The organism is Planomicrobium soli, from assembly GCF_003014655.1.
GTDB lineage: Bacteria > Bacillota > Bacilli > Bacillales_A > Planococcaceae > Planococcus > Planococcus soli_B.
In genome coordinates this window covers 78,928-95,325 of the sequence record NZ_PYAT01000002.1, presented here as the reverse complement: position 1 = coordinate 95,325, position 16,398 = coordinate 78,928, and the positions used below count along the sequence as shown (strand labels likewise).

15 protein-coding genes are annotated in these 16,398 nt (G+C 40.3%); 11 read left to right on the top strand and 4 right to left on the bottom strand.

Annotation, left to right across the window (positions count from 1 at the left end; all coding sequences use genetic code 11):
- Nucleotides 1–4: 4 nt before the first annotated feature.
- The 8 genes from pgmB to B0H99_RS02690 all read left to right on the top strand — a co-directional run bounded on the left by pgmB (nt 5) and on the right by B0H99_RS02690 (nt 7,146).
- A complete protein-coding gene (gene pgmB, locus B0H99_RS02725) occupies nt 5–679 on the top strand; it encodes a beta-phosphoglucomutase (protein WP_106532104.1) in 675 nt (224 codons plus the stop codon).
- A gap of 37 nt (nt 680–716) precedes the next feature.
- On the top strand, nt 717–2,990 hold the full coding sequence (locus B0H99_RS02720) for a glycoside hydrolase family 65 protein (protein WP_106532103.1): 2,274 nt from the start codon (nt 717–719) through the stop codon (nt 2,988–2,990).
- Between the two features lie 343 nt (nt 2,991–3,333).
- A complete protein-coding gene (locus tag B0H99_RS02715) occupies nt 3,334–4,050 on the top strand; it encodes a Na-translocating system protein MpsC family protein (protein ID WP_181313552.1) in 717 nt (238 codons plus the stop codon).
- A gap of 147 nt (nt 4,051–4,197) precedes the next feature.
- On the top strand, nt 4,198–4,590 hold the full coding sequence (locus tag B0H99_RS02710) for a hypothetical protein (RefSeq protein ID WP_245894361.1): 393 nt from the start codon (nt 4,198–4,200) through the stop codon (nt 4,588–4,590).
- Between the two features lie 265 nt (nt 4,591–4,855).
- Nucleotides 4,856–5,272 (top strand): organic hydroperoxide resistance protein, encoded by a 417-nt coding sequence (locus B0H99_RS02705; protein ID WP_106532100.1) that lies wholly within the window; start codon nt 4,856–4,858, stop codon nt 5,270–5,272.
- 23 nt (nt 5,273–5,295) lie between these two features.
- Entirely contained in the window at nt 5,296–5,733 is a 438-nt protein-coding gene (locus B0H99_RS02700) for a MarR family winged helix-turn-helix transcriptional regulator (protein ID WP_106532099.1), read from the top strand.
- A gap of 30 nt (nt 5,734–5,763) precedes the next feature.
- Complete coding sequence (locus B0H99_RS02695; RefSeq protein ID WP_106532098.1) at nt 5,764–6,249, top strand: glutathione peroxidase; 486 nt, start codon at nt 5,764–5,766, stop codon at nt 6,247–6,249.
- Nucleotides 6,250–6,711: 462 nt separating this feature from the next.
- The gene (locus B0H99_RS02690; RefSeq protein WP_106532097.1) at nt 6,712–7,146 is read left to right on the top strand and encodes an Hsp20/alpha crystallin family protein; all 435 of its coding nucleotides are present in this window, start codon (nt 6,712–6,714) and stop codon (nt 7,144–7,146) included.
- A gap of 103 nt (nt 7,147–7,249) precedes the next feature.
- On the opposite strand, the gene B0H99_RS02685 is transcribed toward B0H99_RS02690, so the two are convergent.
- From B0H99_RS02685 to B0H99_RS02670, 4 genes are all read right to left on the bottom strand, one after another.
- The gene (locus B0H99_RS02685) at nt 7,250–8,203 is read right to left on the bottom strand and encodes a GGDEF domain-containing protein (RefSeq protein ID WP_106532096.1); all 954 of its coding nucleotides are present in this window, start codon (nt 8,201–8,203) and stop codon (nt 7,250–7,252) included.
- Nucleotides 8,204–8,241: 38 nt separating this feature from the next.
- Nucleotides 8,242–9,090, bottom strand: coding sequence for an EAL domain-containing protein (locus tag B0H99_RS02680; RefSeq protein ID WP_106532095.1), 849 nt, complete (start codon nt 9,088–9,090; stop codon nt 8,242–8,244).
- Nucleotides 9,091–9,296: 206 nt separating this feature from the next.
- Entirely contained in the window at nt 9,297–11,921 is a 2,625-nt protein-coding gene (gene ppsA, locus B0H99_RS02675) for a phosphoenolpyruvate synthase (protein ID WP_106532094.1), read from the bottom strand.
- A 401-nt stretch (nt 11,922–12,322) separates the two neighbouring features.
- Nucleotides 12,323–13,807 carry a phytoene desaturase family protein gene (locus B0H99_RS02670; RefSeq protein ID WP_106532093.1) on the bottom strand — a complete coding sequence of 495 codons (1,485 nt, stop codon included), beginning with the start codon at nt 13,805–13,807 and terminating at the stop codon, nt 12,323–12,325.
- Between the two features lie 258 nt (nt 13,808–14,065).
- On the opposite strand from B0H99_RS02670, the gene B0H99_RS02665 reads away from it, so the two are divergent.
- From B0H99_RS02665 to B0H99_RS02655, 3 genes are all read left to right on the top strand, one after another.
- On the top strand, nt 14,066–14,434 hold the full coding sequence (locus tag B0H99_RS02665; RefSeq protein WP_106532092.1) for a hypothetical protein: 369 nt from the start codon (nt 14,066–14,068) through the stop codon (nt 14,432–14,434).
- A 344-nt stretch (nt 14,435–14,778) separates the two neighbouring features.
- Nucleotides 14,779–15,576 carry a DUF4397 domain-containing protein gene (locus B0H99_RS02660; RefSeq protein ID WP_106532091.1) on the top strand — a complete coding sequence of 266 codons (798 nt, stop codon included), beginning with the start codon at nt 14,779–14,781 and terminating at the stop codon, nt 15,574–15,576.
- Nucleotides 15,548–16,186, top strand: coding sequence for a class F sortase (locus B0H99_RS02655; RefSeq protein WP_106532090.1), 639 nt, complete (start codon nt 15,548–15,550; stop codon nt 16,184–16,186). The genes B0H99_RS02660 and B0H99_RS02655 overlap by 29 nt, the downstream gene beginning before the upstream one ends.
- Nucleotides 16,187–16,398: the final 212 nt, after the last annotated feature.

Sequence of the window (16,398 nt, the reverse complement as noted above, 5' to 3'; positions counted from 1 at the left end):
TTATATGACACGATATCCACAAGCTTTTATCTACGACCTTGACGGTGTAATCACCGACACAGCAGAGTTTCATTTTTTTGCATGGAAAAAACTAGCAGAAGAGCTTGGCATCTTTTTTGACCGCCAGTTTAATGAACAACTTAAAGGAATCAGCCGCATGGATTCGCTGGACCGTATTTTGAATCTAGATCCTTCCATACCGGCATTTTCCCTTGAAGAAAAGGAAAAGCTCGCAACCCGTAAAAATGAATACTACTTGGAATTGATTGAAGCAGTCGATCCTTCTCACATTCTTCCAGGAATTGAAGCACTATTGATTGAGAATAAAAAAGCGAACTTGAAAGTCGCATTAGGTTCAGCCAGTAAAAATGCTCCGGCCATATTGGATAAACTTGGTCTGACAGGCTATTTTGATTATATAGTGGACGCTTCAAAAGTAAAAAGAGGGAAACCGGATCCTGAAACGTTCACGACTGCAGCAGATGCTTTGGGGATTGCTTATTGGGATTGTATTGGAATTGAAGATGCAGCCGCTGGTATAGAGGCTTTGAATAAAGCGAAGATGTTTTCAGTTGGAGTCGGAGATGCAGCTCATTTACCGCACGCCGATTATTTAGTTGGGAACACTTCCGAATTGGTTTTTGAAAAAATTATTGAGCAGTACCAAAAGAAAAGCTAGTAACAGAAAATACAGGCAACCAAGGAGTGGGCAGATAATGACCTGGAAAATAACGAAGTTTGAACTGGATAATCCGAACTTATTGGTAAACGAAAGCCTTTTATCTTTAGGAAACGGTTATCTGGGTGTCAGGGGGAATTTCGAGGAAGGATATAAGGAAGATTATAAATCCATTCGAGGCACCTATATAAATGCATTCCATGATGAAACAGAAATCACATATGGAGAAAAACTTTATGGATTTCCGGAAACTCAGCAAAAAATATTAAATGTCATTGATGCTCAGACTGTACAAATTTACTTAGATGGAGAGCTTTTTTCGCTGTTTGAAGGAGAAGTTCTTTTCTGTGAGCGCAATCTGCATATGGACAAAGGTTTTGCGGAGCGCATCGTTCATTGGATATCACCCCAAGGAAAAGAAGTGAAAATTTATTTTCGGCGCCTCGTTTCATTTGTGACAAGAGAATTATTTGCTTTAGATATCGAAGTGGAGGCAATTAGCCCAATCAGCCACGTGAAATTTGTGTCCACAGTTAATGGCGACGTTTCGAACTTTGTTGATAAAGAAGACCCACGGCTTGCATCTGGCCATGCAAAGCGGCTTCATGTAACAGAAGTGCGGCAAGAAAATCGGTTCAGTATTGTTAAGGATACTACTTACGTAACCAATCTTGAAGTAGCTTGCGTTTCTTGTTCTGCCATTGAATCCGGAAGTCATACATACGATAGCAAGGCAACAGATTCAAGTGTAGAAGAAACTTATGTTTGCGAAGGCGAAGAACCTTTCCGCTTCACCAAACTCAACGTCTATACCGACACTATGAGACATGGCAGTAATGTTGCTGAAAAAGCTGTGAACATTCTTGCCTCATTGCAAAACAAGCCTTTCGAGGAATTGCTTGCAGAGCAAAAAACGTATTTGGATGCTTACTGGGAGGTCGCAGATATAGCCATTGATGGAGATGTGCGCGTCCAGGAAGGAATCCGCTTTAACTTGTACCAGCTTTTGCAATCGGTAGGCAAAGACCCGGCTAGCAACATCTCAGCTAAAGGATTGTCAGGCGAAGGGTACGAAGGACATTATTTCTGGGATACTGAGATTTACATTTTTCCGGTATTTTTGATGACTAACCCGGAAATTGCCAAAAATTTATTGTTGCATCGTTACTCGATCTTAGACAGTGCGAGGCAGCGGGCGAAAGAGATGGGGCATAGTCAAGGCGCCTTGTTTCCTTGGCGCACTATCACCGGCTCGGAAAACTCGGCATTCTTCCCGGCCGGGACGGCTCAATACCACATAAGTGCAGACATTGCATACAGTTATATCCAATATTACTTGGCCACAAAAGATGAAGAATTCATGAAAGATTACATGGCTGAAGTGCTGTTTGAAACAGCGCGTCTGTGGGCGGATGCCGGTCATATGCAAAATGGCCGATTCCGGATCGATTCGGTTACTGGGCCAGACGAATACACGTGCATCGTCAACAACAACTATTACACAAACGCTATGGCTAAACACAATCTATTGTGGGCGGCTAAAGTGTATGAGTTACTTAAAGCTGTGGACAGCGACCGCTTGCATCATTTAGCCAGCCAACTAGGACTGACGGAAACAGAAGTGGGTATCTGGCAAAGTGCGGGAGTCAATATGTACTTGCCGTATGATGAAACGCTTGGCATCAATGCCCAAGATGACAGCTTTTTGCAAAAGGCCCGATGGGATCTGAAAAATACGCCTTCTGAAAAATATCCGCTGTTGTTGAATTATCATCCATTGACATTGTATCGTTATCAAGTGCTAAAGCAGGCAGATACGGTGCTTGCGCATTTTCTTCTTGAAGACGAACAAGATTTTGAAACCATTAAAAATTCGTATGACTATTATGAACAAATCACAACACACGATTCTTCGCTGTCGTCTTGTGTTCATAGCATTATGGCATCGAAACTCGGTTATCAAGAAAAGGCTTATGATTATTTTAATGAAACAGCCCGCCTTGATTTGGAAAATACCCATAAAAACACAAAAGATGGGTTGCATATGGCTAATATGGGCGGTACTTGGCTTGGAATAGTCTATGGATTTGCCGGTTTGCGCTTGAAAGAAAACGGACTTTCCCTGGCTCCGGCTCTTCCGGTCGAATGGAATTCACTGGAGTTTCGACTACGCTATCAGGGCCGCTTGCTGAAAGTGCATAAAGATAGAGAGGCCACCACTTATATTGTCTTAGAAGGGGAAGGGCTGAATATTACCCATAATGGCGAAACGCTTTACTTGAAAAGTGGGAGCAAAGTGAGTGTAAAGTAAGAAAATCAAGTTTGCCGCTAAAGGCAGCTTTTGAGCAAATAAAAGAGCTTTTTCCAGCTTGCTCTTGTTTAATCGCGTCATGTATAATAAAAGTGCTTGGAAAACAATAGAGTTTCCATTTTAGTACATCCTATGAATCTTCAAACTGTGCTTCTCCACGAACAGCAATATGATAGTAAATTACACAAAAAATGGTGAAGTGTTACAGACTATAGCGCTGCTAACAAAGCCGAAAAGACTTCCTGAAAAGGAGAATCTTTTCGGCTTTTTTTATTTCGTTGAAACAACTTGTGTGGAAAAACATAATCAGACAGAAGATTTCAAAAAGGAAGGGAGGTATCGAATGAAACTAGAAAAGAAACCGCATAAAGAAGTCGGCTCTTACATTTCAGCTCTGATGCGCACTTATTTTGGCAAGGGTCCTACTTCTGTGCATGTCACCCTCAGCCCTCCATTTATAACTATTCATTTTCGCGGCTTTATTACACCGATGGAAAAATTTCTTCTTCAGCAGAACGAGGAGCGCCGTGTCTTGGAAACACGGGATATGTTGATGGACAATATGAAAGAGGAAGTTGTGCAAGAGTTAAAAAATATCAGTAAGCTGGAGTTAAATGAAATTTACTCTGATTGGAACTTGGAACAAAAGACCGGAATTGTGATTGGTGTTTTTGATGGAGACGTAGATAAAAGTACATTAGAATGGCCAGATGAAGTGAGCGAGGAAAAATTCCAGGACAAATTGATCAAAGCCAATATTCTATCCGAAAAAGCTCCTGAAGAATTAGAAACGTATTGGCTGGATAACCGAACTATTTTAGTCCGGCGTTCTAATTTCTTGCTGCCGATTGAAAAAGAATTGATCAAGCGTGGCCATGTAGAAGAATTAAAGCGGGCTAAATGGCAATTGGAACAAAAAGTATTGGGCAATATTGAATTTGAACCTATATTAAAGCGGCTTATATCTGAAACTTTCCTCGATTGGGACTTTGAACGCGATTTGGGATATATCGTATTTATCTTAAAACCTAATAATTCTTATGCTGAAACGAGCGATTAGCAGCTGGAAAATCGACAGTCCACTAAATGAACAACACCCACGGAATACTAAGCATTGGCGAAAAAATCCTTATTACATAGAAGAAATGGTTCATCACGTCCATCGGTTTGTATCTTGTATGTAGTGCTGTATCTTATAGGCAGGAAGATGAAAGCAAAGCCGTTTGAATATAGGTTTGGTGCTTTAGGTAGCTGCTTACTGGGGAGGGAAAGCCAGATGTCATTGTTTGTGAAAGGAAGGTCTTATTATTTCACTCGAGTAAAAGATATACATGCAGAAGACGGTACAGTATATATTACTTTGTTCGCAAGGCTAATCGTAAAAACCGCAGCTAAGACAAAAACTACTTGGGTTGAAATTGAAGAGGTAAACTGGGAACAGGCAAGCGAAAAACTTCGAACCATGCCTAATAGCATGTACACATATGGGATATCGGAAAGTGTTTTTCTTGAATTGTTAAGAGTATCCACTATTTGTCATAAAGAACTCTATTTTTTAACACCTATCTACCTGACAAAAAATCGTGTCCAGATGAAGTAAAAGACTGCCTTAGAGGGCGGTCATTTTAGTTTGTTGAGAAACTCTCTTACTCCATTGGAATGGATAGCACTTTTGCCATTCCATAAAACGGCTCCATAGCTAAAAGTACATGAGTAAAGAAGAAAAAGCAGCAACCCTCGACTTGTTGAGGCCTTCACTGGTTTTTTTTGATAGAAAAATAAATAAGCAAATTATTTTACATCGCAGAAGTTTTTCTTTAGTATTTATATCGTACACGATATAAATGTTCAGGAGGAAATTATTAATGAAATCACTTTATGAAACTACAGTTATTAACACAGGTGGAAGACAAGGGGCTGTTTACTCAGAAGATCACATTTTCTATTTGGATGTGGCAAAACCGCAAGCTCTAGGTGGAGAGGCAACAACAGCTACTAATCCGGAGCAATTATTTGCAGCAGGTTACAGTGCTTGCTTTAATAGTGCATTGGAAATGGTGTTGGAACGTGATAAAGTGGAAGTGGAAAAAAGCGAAGTCAAGGCGACGATTGCTTTAGTTGGAGATAAAGACGGCGGGGTTAAGTTAGCAGCTAAACTGGAAGTGGAGATTATTGGCTTGGATGATGAGAAAAAACGGGAATACGTAGACAAAGCGCATCATTTCTGCCCATATTCCAAAGCGGTAAAAGATTCTATCGATGTTGAAATCACCGTTTTATAAAATATAGTATAGGTGTGATTCTTGTGGCATTGCCCTCCAAACTCGATCAGCAATTGTGTTTTGAACTATATAAAGCATCGAGTAATTTTACGAAATTATATGCACGCACGCTTGAACCGTTCAATCTGACATTTCCACAGTATCTGGTCCTTCTGGTGCTATGGGAAGAAGACCACTTGTTGACAAAAGATATCGGGAACCGGCTTGGTCTGGGAATCGGTACACTGAATCCGATCATCAGCCGAATGATTGCACAGGGGCGCTTGATTAAACGGCAGTCAGATGAAGACAAACGGGCATATGTGCTTTCCTTGACTCAAAAAGCTCAGGAAGAAAAAGAGGCAATTGAGCAGGCTATATACGACAAAGTCATCAACTGCAATTTTATCGATATGAGTGCAATTACATTGATGAAAAATTTGAAACAATTGAATTTGGCGTTCTCTGATATGGACTTATAGGCGCCATTTCAAGAAAGGGGAGAAAATAAAATGGGGATCTACGACATTTCTGTTACCAAATCGACAGGAGAAGAATATCCGTTAAGCGAGTATAAGGGCCGTCCGATGTTAATTGTGAATACAGCGACAAAATGTGGTCTAAGCGGACAATTCGATAACCTGGAGCACCTTTACAAAGAGTATAAAGAGGATGGCTTAGTAGTTCTCGGATTTCCTTCCAACCAGTTCCGTCAAGAGTTGGATAAGGCGGAAGAAGCTGCCGAAGCTTGCCGGATGAGTTATGGTGTCACATTTCCGATGCACGATATTGTCAATGTTAATGGAAAAAACGCTCATCCTTTATTCCGTTACTTAACAGATAATTCGAAAGGTTTTTTGAGCAACAGCATCAAATGGAATTTTACAAAGTTCCTTGTCGATCAAGAAGGCAATATCATAGGCCGCTATGCGCCGAAAGACAAGCCGGAATCGTTCGAAAAAGATATAAAAAAAGTAGTAGGAAAAGCCAATATGTAAGCTTGAAACCCTTAAGGAACTATTCGTTCCTTAAGGGTTTCTTTTGCCCCATGGATGCAAGTAAAACAAATTATCGGGCAAGGTGTAAGGCGAATGACCAGAAATAAGAGGAGTTAAGCATTAGTAAGCTTGTAAGTATCAGCGTCAATTTATAATAATTTTTTAGTTTTTTCATATCAAATTGATTGACAAGTAAAAAAAAATAAATATAATTTTTATTGGGGAAATAAAAAAACGGAATAATCTAATTATTATTAGGAAATGCATCTCTTAAGTAAACGACGCAATTCAATAGAAAGGAGCAGTTTGGCAATGTGGGCCGAGAAGGTGATGGAATGGGAAGGCAGAACCCTTAGGGGTCAGCCATCAGATTGCTTTTTTGTGTTCCCCTGATTCTCTGAAGCATTGGGTTTTGAGATATTGCTAGACACCAAAAAATCAAATTTAAAGGAGACGGTTACCATGAGTACTTTATTTCCGAGAAGACGGACTGAGTTATTCCCAAGCCTTTTAGGAAGTGGATTGGAAACTGACTTTTTTAATAAATTTTTTGGGGAAACTCATTTTCCGCAAGTAGATATCAAGGAAAAAGAAAATCACTATGAGTTCATGGTGGATCTGCCTGGATTCACTAAAGAAGATATTGATGTTGAGTACAAAGACGGTTATTTGGAAATCCGGGGCAAAAAAGAAATGAAAAAAGAAGCGGAAGAGCAGGACGGACGCTTTATCCGAAAAGAACGTTCATACGGTTCATTCAAACGCAGCTTCTACATTGGTGAAATTGAGCAAGAAAATATTTCCGGATCTTTCAAAGAAGGCGTATTGATGCTTCAAGTCCCACGCCCTAAGGAAGAAGAAAAACAAGAAAAATCACACCGCATTATGATTGAGTAAAAGAACGATGCGCAAAAAAGGGGCCATAAAAAGCCCCTTTTTTGTATGCCAATAATTCTGGATGCTAATCGTTTCATGCTGTATCCTGATGCTATCAAGGGATCTACTTGGCCAAAGAGTTAGAAGAATTGGCTATATAACAACTATAAAGCTTTTGTTTGCATCTTTTTTTAATGGTTGCGGCTTCATCTACGATATGCTGAATGCTGCTAAATGCTTGCACGTTATTCGTTACGATAGCGATGGAAATGCTGACGAGAGGGATTTTTTCTATGCGTCCTGCTCTATTTTCAGCAACAACATATTGCTGTGCCCAATCAGTTTCTGAATAAAACGATTGTATGGCCTGGCTAAAATCATCAATAATCTTTTGGGCAATTTTTTCATAGTTGTGATGATGGAGAATTGCAATAAAGTCGTCACCATCTATATGCCCAAAAAAGTTGGTGGTTAGATTTTTTTTCAAAACAGCTGCAGTTGCCAAAAGCAAATCATCTCCTTTTTTAAAACCATACGTATCGTTATACGTTTTAAAATGATCCAAGTCGACATACATGATGCTGAATTTTTCCATATCCAGAACTTTTGTCAATTCATGATCGATCGAATTATTTCCTGGCAACCCGGTAAGGGGATTCATTAACAAAGCTGTCTCTTTTTGGATTTTGGCAAAGGAGAGCAACAAACTTTGAATGCTCACTACTCCCATGCATTCTTTTTCTTTTGTTACAATCACATAATCGTAAAGTTCTTCAATTGGCCTTGACATAGCAAGCTGGCTTACTTCTAAAATCGGCTGCATATGGTCCACCACTAAGGGAGATTTATTCATGATCAGATGAATAGGGCGGCCCATATACAAGTTATATCCGTATTGGTTGCCGATAACCTGGTAAAAAGATGGTTTCATGACAAGTGCAAAATTAGGCACGTCCGTTTTTACGATGATGCCTTGTATACTGGGCAAGTTCTTAAAGATTTTATCGACTTCGCGGCTTTTTGTTTCCGGTTCTACACATGGCACTTCCTCATAAATTTCTCCTATAGACGTGAACATCTCATTTCCCCCAAAACTTAAATTACCATGCCGATTATTTAACGCATTACCCCTTTAACCAATTCTTGCTTTGGCTTGCCAAGGGCATAGCCTTGTCCGATATGTATGCCGTGCTGCTTTAAGTAAAGCAATTCTTCCTCTCTTTCAATTCCCTCTGCTATCAAGTGGGTGTTTGACTCGTTCGAAAAATTAAGGAGCAGCTTGACCAATTGTTGCTTTGTTTGGTCTTGATCGATATTCTGGATAACCGTCTTATCGAGTTTCAGAAATTCAGGCTTCAAATAAACAAGTGTTTTTAAACTGTTGTATCCAGATCCCGCATCATCCAAAGCAATTCGGAATCCTTGAGATCGATAATTGGTTAAAATATTCTCAAAATGGGAGTAATTTTCAATAGCAGCTTTTTCCGATATTTCAAAGATGATTTGTTCAGGTGAGAAACCGTGACCTTTTAACATCTTTAATGTTTCTCCAGTCCGGTAATGGGGATCCATCAAAATATGTGGATGAACGTTTAAAAACAGCAATGCAGCTTTTTCGCTGGGCTGAAGCTGGACACACTTTGAAAAGCGGCTAAGTGATATTTCACGGAAAGTATTTTCAAGAGAAAAAATCAAATCAGTCTGTCCGACAAAGTCGTAAAACGTTTCAGTAGTTGGAAACAACGAAGAAGCAACGGGGCGGTTAAACACTTCGTAACCTACCGTATTTCCTGTATTTAATGCTACCAGTGGCTGGAAGTAGGTTTCTACTGATTTCGTTCTTAAAATAAGCTGCAATTCTTTCATTTGTTTGTACTCCAGCAAATTCTTTCTTCTCTTGCGAAGTAAATATGAAAAATACCATAAAGGGTTGGCAGTGCGCGTGAACAACAAATCTGGTTGCATAAAATAAGCTCCTTTTTAATGCTTAATGCTCAAGTTATCTATTGATAATAAAACTATAGTACTACTTAATTGTAAGCGCCGTGTGAATTTATGATGAAGTATTTGTAAACGAATACGCAATAAAAGAGTAGTTAGCTTATATCGGTATATTAATGTCTTCATGATTAACTCAAGATAAACATGAAAAGGGCCTCCATAGGCCCTTTTCATGTGTTTTCCTCTAAGATTTCCACATAACCTTCTGTACCATTGATCCGGATGCGCTGGCCATCTTTGATTTGTTTGGTGGCATTTTCGACGCCAACTACTGCTGGAAGCCCATATTCTCTGGCAATAACAGCGCCATGCGTCATTAAACCGCCGACTTCTGTAACCAGCCCATTAATTGCGACGAAAAGAGGTGTCCAGCTTGGATCTGTGAAAACGGTCACTAAAATATCTCCTTTCTCCAATACCGCATCTTCCATCTTAAAAATGACCCTGGCGCGGCCTTCTGCAACTCCTGAAGAAACAGCTACGCCTGGAATTGCACTTTCCGGCAAATTTTCACCGGTAGGCTGTCCAGTGATTTTCTCTCCTTCAGATGTCATTATACGTGGAGGGGTTAATTTCTCGAAATAGGCATAGTCTCCTTTGCGTTCCAAGATAAGGCGATCATTTATTTTTTCGGTTCGGACCGTTTTTCGGAACTCGTCAAAGTTCAAATAAAAGACATCCTCTCTCGCTTGGATGATTTCTTTTTCTGCAAGAGTTTGGGCTTCTTTCATCAATGCCTGTTTGTAGAGAAAGTACCGCTGGATGATGGCATACTTCGGATATTCACGATAACCGATAAAATTGCGCATCCGGTCGATTTGTTTTTTTGCCGCATTCGCTTTTTTCTTGCCTTGCGGCAATCGTTCCAGGCGCCGCAATATTTCTTGTTCTTTATCTTTTGCTTCCTTTCGCCCTTTTTCAAATTTTGCCCGCCGAGCATTTGGTTCAGAGTTTTTGATGTTGTTTAAAAGGAGTGGTGCAAGAGTGGAAGGTTTTTCCGTCCAACGTGGGTTGGTTATATCAATTTCTCCAGAACAGTGCATGCCAAATTTTTTCAAATAGGTTTGAATCGATTTGCTTGCTGCTTTTCCACCTTCACATTTTTCAAGCGCTTCAAAAAAGTCTTCATCTTTTGCCCTTTCCAAATACGACGTCACTTCAGGGTATTGCCTTACAACGTCTGCTACATCAAGTAAAGCCAATCCCATTTCTGAAGTTATATTATTGGGGACGGATTGGCTTAGTACATCCGCTGTGTTTTTTTCTCCCAGCCATTTATACAGTTTGTCGTTCAACCAAGAAGAGGCGTATACTCCAACTAAAATGGCAGCCATGCTTTTCGGATTGTAGAGCAGCTTAATAAGCTCCTGTTGGTCTTGTTCAATAAAAGCAAACAGTTCATCCCCTGAGAATTGCTGTATTTCTGTTTCAAGTTTTTTGAGGGAAGCTTCGCTTTCGGAAGTTAATTGCTGAATCAAAAGCATGTCGTTGTTGCGATATAGCTTAAACCATTCAGTTGGAAGAGCCCAGGACAGCCTGCCGCCGCCCATCTTTAACATGCGCTGGCCTTTTGGCAACGGGTTTTTTCGATCTAAAAAAGTAGCCAGGGCACTGTAAGACAAAGAATCGTTTTTGCGAAAAGAACTCATGATTGCTCGCCTTGAAATCGGAGAAGCCAAATCATGTGTCAAATCTATATATATACGGCCGCCGGCACGACTTAAATTATAGGTAGCGAGGAATTCGATGAACGACATGCCAAGCGGACGGATAGGTTTGGTCATCATTTGCTGATGGCCAAATGACATATAAACCCGCAGTTTACCATCCATTTTATCGGGCAGGGGGTACAAAGTTGTAATGGGCCGGCTTTGGACAAAATAAAATACGCCTTCCACTAAACACCATTCAATATCCTGTGGTGAACGGAAATGCCCTTCGATTTTTCTCGCCAAAGCTTCTAAATTTACAATTTGTTCGTCGGAAAGAGCTTGGTCTTTTTGCCGGGAAATAGAGATTTCCCGCTTATCTATTCCGCCATTATTCAATGGAAAAATTCCGATTTTCTTTTCTGCAATTGTTTTGGTGAGTATTTTTCCTTCCCGCACTTTGTAATTATCGGCACTGACGATGCCTGCCACTAAAGCTTCGCCTAACCCGAAACTTGCATCAATGGATGACACATGGCGGTTTGAAGTGACAGGATCTGCTGTAAAGAGAATTCCCGAAGCTTCGGGATAGACCATTTGTTGAATAACAACCGATAAGTAAACTTTTCGGTGATCAAAGCCATTTTTGATGCGATATACAATTGCCCGTTCTGAAAACAAGGAAGCCCAGCATTTTCTGATATGCTGCAGGATAGCTCGCTGTCCGTGGACATTCAAATACGTATCATGTTGTCCGGCAAACGAAGCGGCAGGCAAGTCTTCTGCGGTGGCACTGGATCGGACTGCGTAAAAAAAATTTTCACCAAAATTTAAAAAAAGACGAAGAATGTCCTCTAGAACATCAGAAGGAATAACTGTTTTTTCGATCGTTTCCCTTATGATATGCGAAAGTTCACGAATTTGCTGCGTACCATCAGCTGACAAAAGAGTAAGATGCTCAATCAATTCATTAACTTCAGGATATTGTTCAATCATTCGTTTATAAGCTTCAGTTGTCACGCAAAAACCTTTTGGCACCCGTATTCTTGGAAGCTTAGCTATTTCTCCAAGGTTCAATCCTTTTCCGCCTACAAGTAATAAATCCTCTTTACTGATTTCCTCAAAATCCATTACATACTTTCTCACAATGACCCCTCCTTGATAGGTTAGAACGTAAATATGGTTTTGGTCAGAAAAATATTAAATAAATAAACATAAAATAGGTATATTAACTTTCTATAAAAATATTTTGTGGATATTTTTTTGAATGTTAGGACTATTATAATACTAAATGAACAGGAATACAGTTTTATTACTACACAAAATATGAGGGTTGTTACAGAGAAAAAGAACAGAGAGGAAAGGGAATAATAAACACGGTCTATAAAAAATGCCCCTTTAAGCTTTCTCAAGCTTAAAGGGACATTTAAGTCTGAAGTCAAACCAGATTTTCAACGGCCGCTTTTATAAAAATGACCTTCAATATCATTAAGGCTGCAACTTGATTTTTTATATTATCAAATAACCTTAAACAACCTGTCTGTTTTTTAGACGAGGCGGCTGCCTGAAATGGAGCGGGCAACATGAAGACCGCTTGCCGCTACACCGATAGTGCCGCCGCCGGGAAAGATATGATCTCCACATACGTATACCCCGGGCAATCCCGAACGGTGTGAAATTGAATTGAACAAAGCATTATCCAAGGTTTGAGGGAATCCACCAACATAGCCATTCGGACGTCCGGTGTAACGTTCCCATCCTTTAGGGGCGCCTGTTTCCAAGTGAACAATGGCTTCACGGAAATGGGGAATTACTTGGCTGATTGCCGACAACATGCGTTCTGTCAGTATTTCACGCCTAGCGTCGTACTGTTCTTTGGTGTTCCAGAGTTGTGCTTGAGAATGGGTGGAGACTGTGACAGTTTGAAATCCATCCGGAGCGCGGAGAGAATCACCGGGTCGGGATGCAGACACAAAAAAATGCTCGCCTTCAGTAAGTGAATCCCCAGAACCTGTAGATATCTGCCGAAATGGCGGTAAAGGGGCATCCAGTATGCTTTCATCTATTGCCATATAGAGCGTCAAAGTTGTCCAAGTTGGCGTTTTTAGTCCATTGCGGAGCGGTTTTTTTAGTTTGTCAATCATATTGGGCTCCAAAATGACCGGCAATTGATGGATTGGCACATTTAAGACAACGTCTGTTGCTTCATAAGTATTGCCGCGTTGGTCCGTTGCAAGCCAAATGCCTTCGCTGTATTCAAGTTTGGTGACAGTCCGCCGTTTTTTTAATACACCGCCGTTTTCTTGAATGCTTTTAGCCATTAAGTCAGCAAATTGATATAGCCCCCCTGGAACGTAATAAGCCCCTTCGTGATAGATATCAAGTGCAACTGCCGCCAATAAATAAGAAACATGCTTATTGCCTGTTTGCATGCTGTCTATCAATAAGCCATCAAGCATTGTGCAAAAAGGAGTGAGCTTGTCCAAGTGATGGTGCTTTAGCCGTTGGCCGAGTGTTTGATTGAATAAAGGCAAAAGCCGGATGTGCTGCAATCGAACTGAGCGAAATAGATTTGCCCATTCTGCAATAGTTGTAGGAGGGAGCACGGGCAGCGGATCCATTAAAGTTCGGATAATAGAAGCAGTTTTGTAAAGTTCACGATAGAAGTTGCGTATACTTTTTTCATGTTCTGGAAAATGGCGGATGATTCCATCGACATGGCAATTCCGATCCTTCATAAATACATAAGTTGCTTCCGGATGGACCATTTCCATGACTGTTTCAAGCGGGGGAAGTGGGAAAGGTTTCCCCAAGTAACGGAAAATCCGTTCATGAATACCATTCTCCTCAAGCCCCATACCAAGTGTCGCCCCGACTGGAAACAGATAGGATTTACGTTTGAACTTTCCTGCACTGCCGCCAAATTCAGAAGAAGCTTCGAGAACTAAAACTTCCATTCCATGCTTGGCAAGCAAAGCACCCGAAGTTAATCCGCCTATCCCTGCTCCGATAACCAATACTTTTTGTCGCATCTTCAACCGCTCCTTCAGAAATTAAAGTTGTATAAGAGCTGTACAACTTCATTTGATGTTAAGCTAGGTAAATAGAGGGTAATAATTTATTATTGCAACTGATAAGTTTAAATAAAAAAATATTCGAAAAATTAAATAAATATGCAGGTATTCGAAAAGGCTTTGTCGAATTTTGAAATATAGATAGAAGAGAAAAACATCCGAAAGAGTGAATCTTATCTATTCAATATTGCAGAATTAAAGAGGGGGGAAAGAGAAATGTTGATCAATCCTTATGAATCTTATATGTCCATTGGAATCCCTAGAGAACTGCAAGATCTTTACGAAGAAATGCTGAAATACTGTTATGAATACGGACCTAAAAAAGAAGACTTGGAAGAGGACGATGAAGCTTCGATTATACTGGATGATATCAGCCTTCTAAACCCTCAAGACAAAGACAGTTGCATAGAAGCTATTCGGTTGCTCCATTATTTTTTATACGAATATAGTTGGCATGAAGATGCCGCCATCGAAGAAAAAATTGCCGAAATCATAAGTAAGGCAAAGGAAATATTACCGGTAGAAAAACGACAGCGCCGTACCATGCGCAGATGGATCATGCGGTTGGATGGAAGAAAAGAATAATTTATATAAGTATTGTATAAAAATAGGACGATGTTGCATTCCTTAAGTGGAAGCAGCATCGTTTTTTGCTGAACTGTCCGAAAAAAGTTTTATTCTCAAATTTCAAATCACGAAAACCTGGCAGAAGTATCCGTATTGATTCCTTTACACGCTTAACATTCTAATTGTATTTACCCGGAAGTTTACTGGTTTAACAAAGCAAATAAAGTTAATAAGCAAAACTTCAAACTATTTATACAAAGTATTTTAAATTATCTGACTTTTTTGTTGCAATAAAATCAAAAAAGTAGTATAAATAAGTTGTAAAAGAGTTATATAAAACTTATACAAAAGGAGAGGTTTAAATGAAGAAGTTTTTAGTTTTAGTTGCTGTTGCGCTGGCTATGTTTTTTTCAACTGTTTCTTGGGCTTATGCAGCGGAGACAGCGAAAGTTAGGGTAGTCCATGCATCACCCGATGCCCCGGCAGTCGATGTTTATGTCAACGGTGAATTAACGTTGGAAAATGTAGCTTTTAAGGCCAACTCAGGATATTTAGATGTTCCAGCCGGTACGCATGATGTAGAAGTTTTTGCAAATGGATCTGAATACGCTGAAGGTGAAGGAGTACTGCAGGCGGATTTGGCTGTTGAGGCCGGAAAAGCTTACACAGCAGCAGCAGCAAATACTGTCGATGCACTTGAATTTGTAGTAGCGGAAGATTCAATGGAAGTAACAGAAGGAAAAGCGAAAGTTCGTATCGGACATTTATCTCCGGATGCTCCAGCAGTAGATGTTGGGTTGATCGGTGGAGACGCACTTTTTAGCGGCGCTGAATTCCCAGGCATTACTGATTATTCAGAGGTGGATGCTGGAACATACGACCTTGAAATTCGTTTGCCTGATGGCACACAAGTTTTGCCTCTTGAAGGTACAGAATTAGCAGCAGGAACGGTTTACAGCATATTTGCTGTAAATACTGCCGATGCACTTGAGGTATTGGCATTAGTGGATTATGAACAGGCCGGTTCCCCAGATGGCATGCCGACTACTGGTCTTGGCACTCCCGATAATAAGCAAAGCTCTTGGCTATTAGTCATGGGAGGATTTATCTTGATGGTTGGGGCGAGCGGTTTTGTCTGGAAAAAACGCGTTCAAAATTAAACAGTTACTATTTTTATCACTTGTTTTCTTAATTGGCTGCCAAAGCGAAAAAGATGAAGTAAGCATACGAAGTGAAAACATTGACTTCTCTTCAAAGCAGTCTGTAGCAGTCACTCTTTCCCACCACTCTGTTGGAGAAAATCCAATCAACGCTGTCAGGCAGAGTGGGATTGCCCCAGAAAAAATATTCATTCCTGCTATTGGGGTAGAAGCAGCCATACAACATTTGGGGAAAACGAAAGACGGAACAATGGCTGTACCGGATAATATCCAAGAGGTTAGCTGGTTTGAACCCGGGTATCGACCAGGGCAAAACGGCCGCGCTGTAATTGCCGGTCATGTAGACGGATTGGATGGCCCGGCAATCTTCTGGGATCTTACCCAATTGGAAAAAGGGGATAAAGTAATTGTTGAAGGGGAAGGGAAGAAACTGTCATTTCAAGTATACGCCATGGAATCAGTGCCGCTTGAAAAGGCGGACGTTTCCGCTGTTTTCAGTTATACGTCGTCGCCGGAACTTGTTCTTATAACTTGTTCCGGGGCGTATAGTCGTACCCTTGGCACACGCGAGGAAAGGCTGATCGTGTATGCCAGTTATATAGATGAATAAATCGAGAAGGTCTTATTATTCCATTGGAAAGTAAGGCCTTCTTCTTTATGTTTTTTATAGGCTTATACAATAAAAGATAGAAATAATAAGAAGCACTTTAAAAAATGACAAATTAAAACTTTATTCCTAATTTACTACATAAGATGTAAGCAGTTTGGTATGATGAGGAAAACTATAAAAGGCACTGCGAGAATTTTATAGTACCTATCATT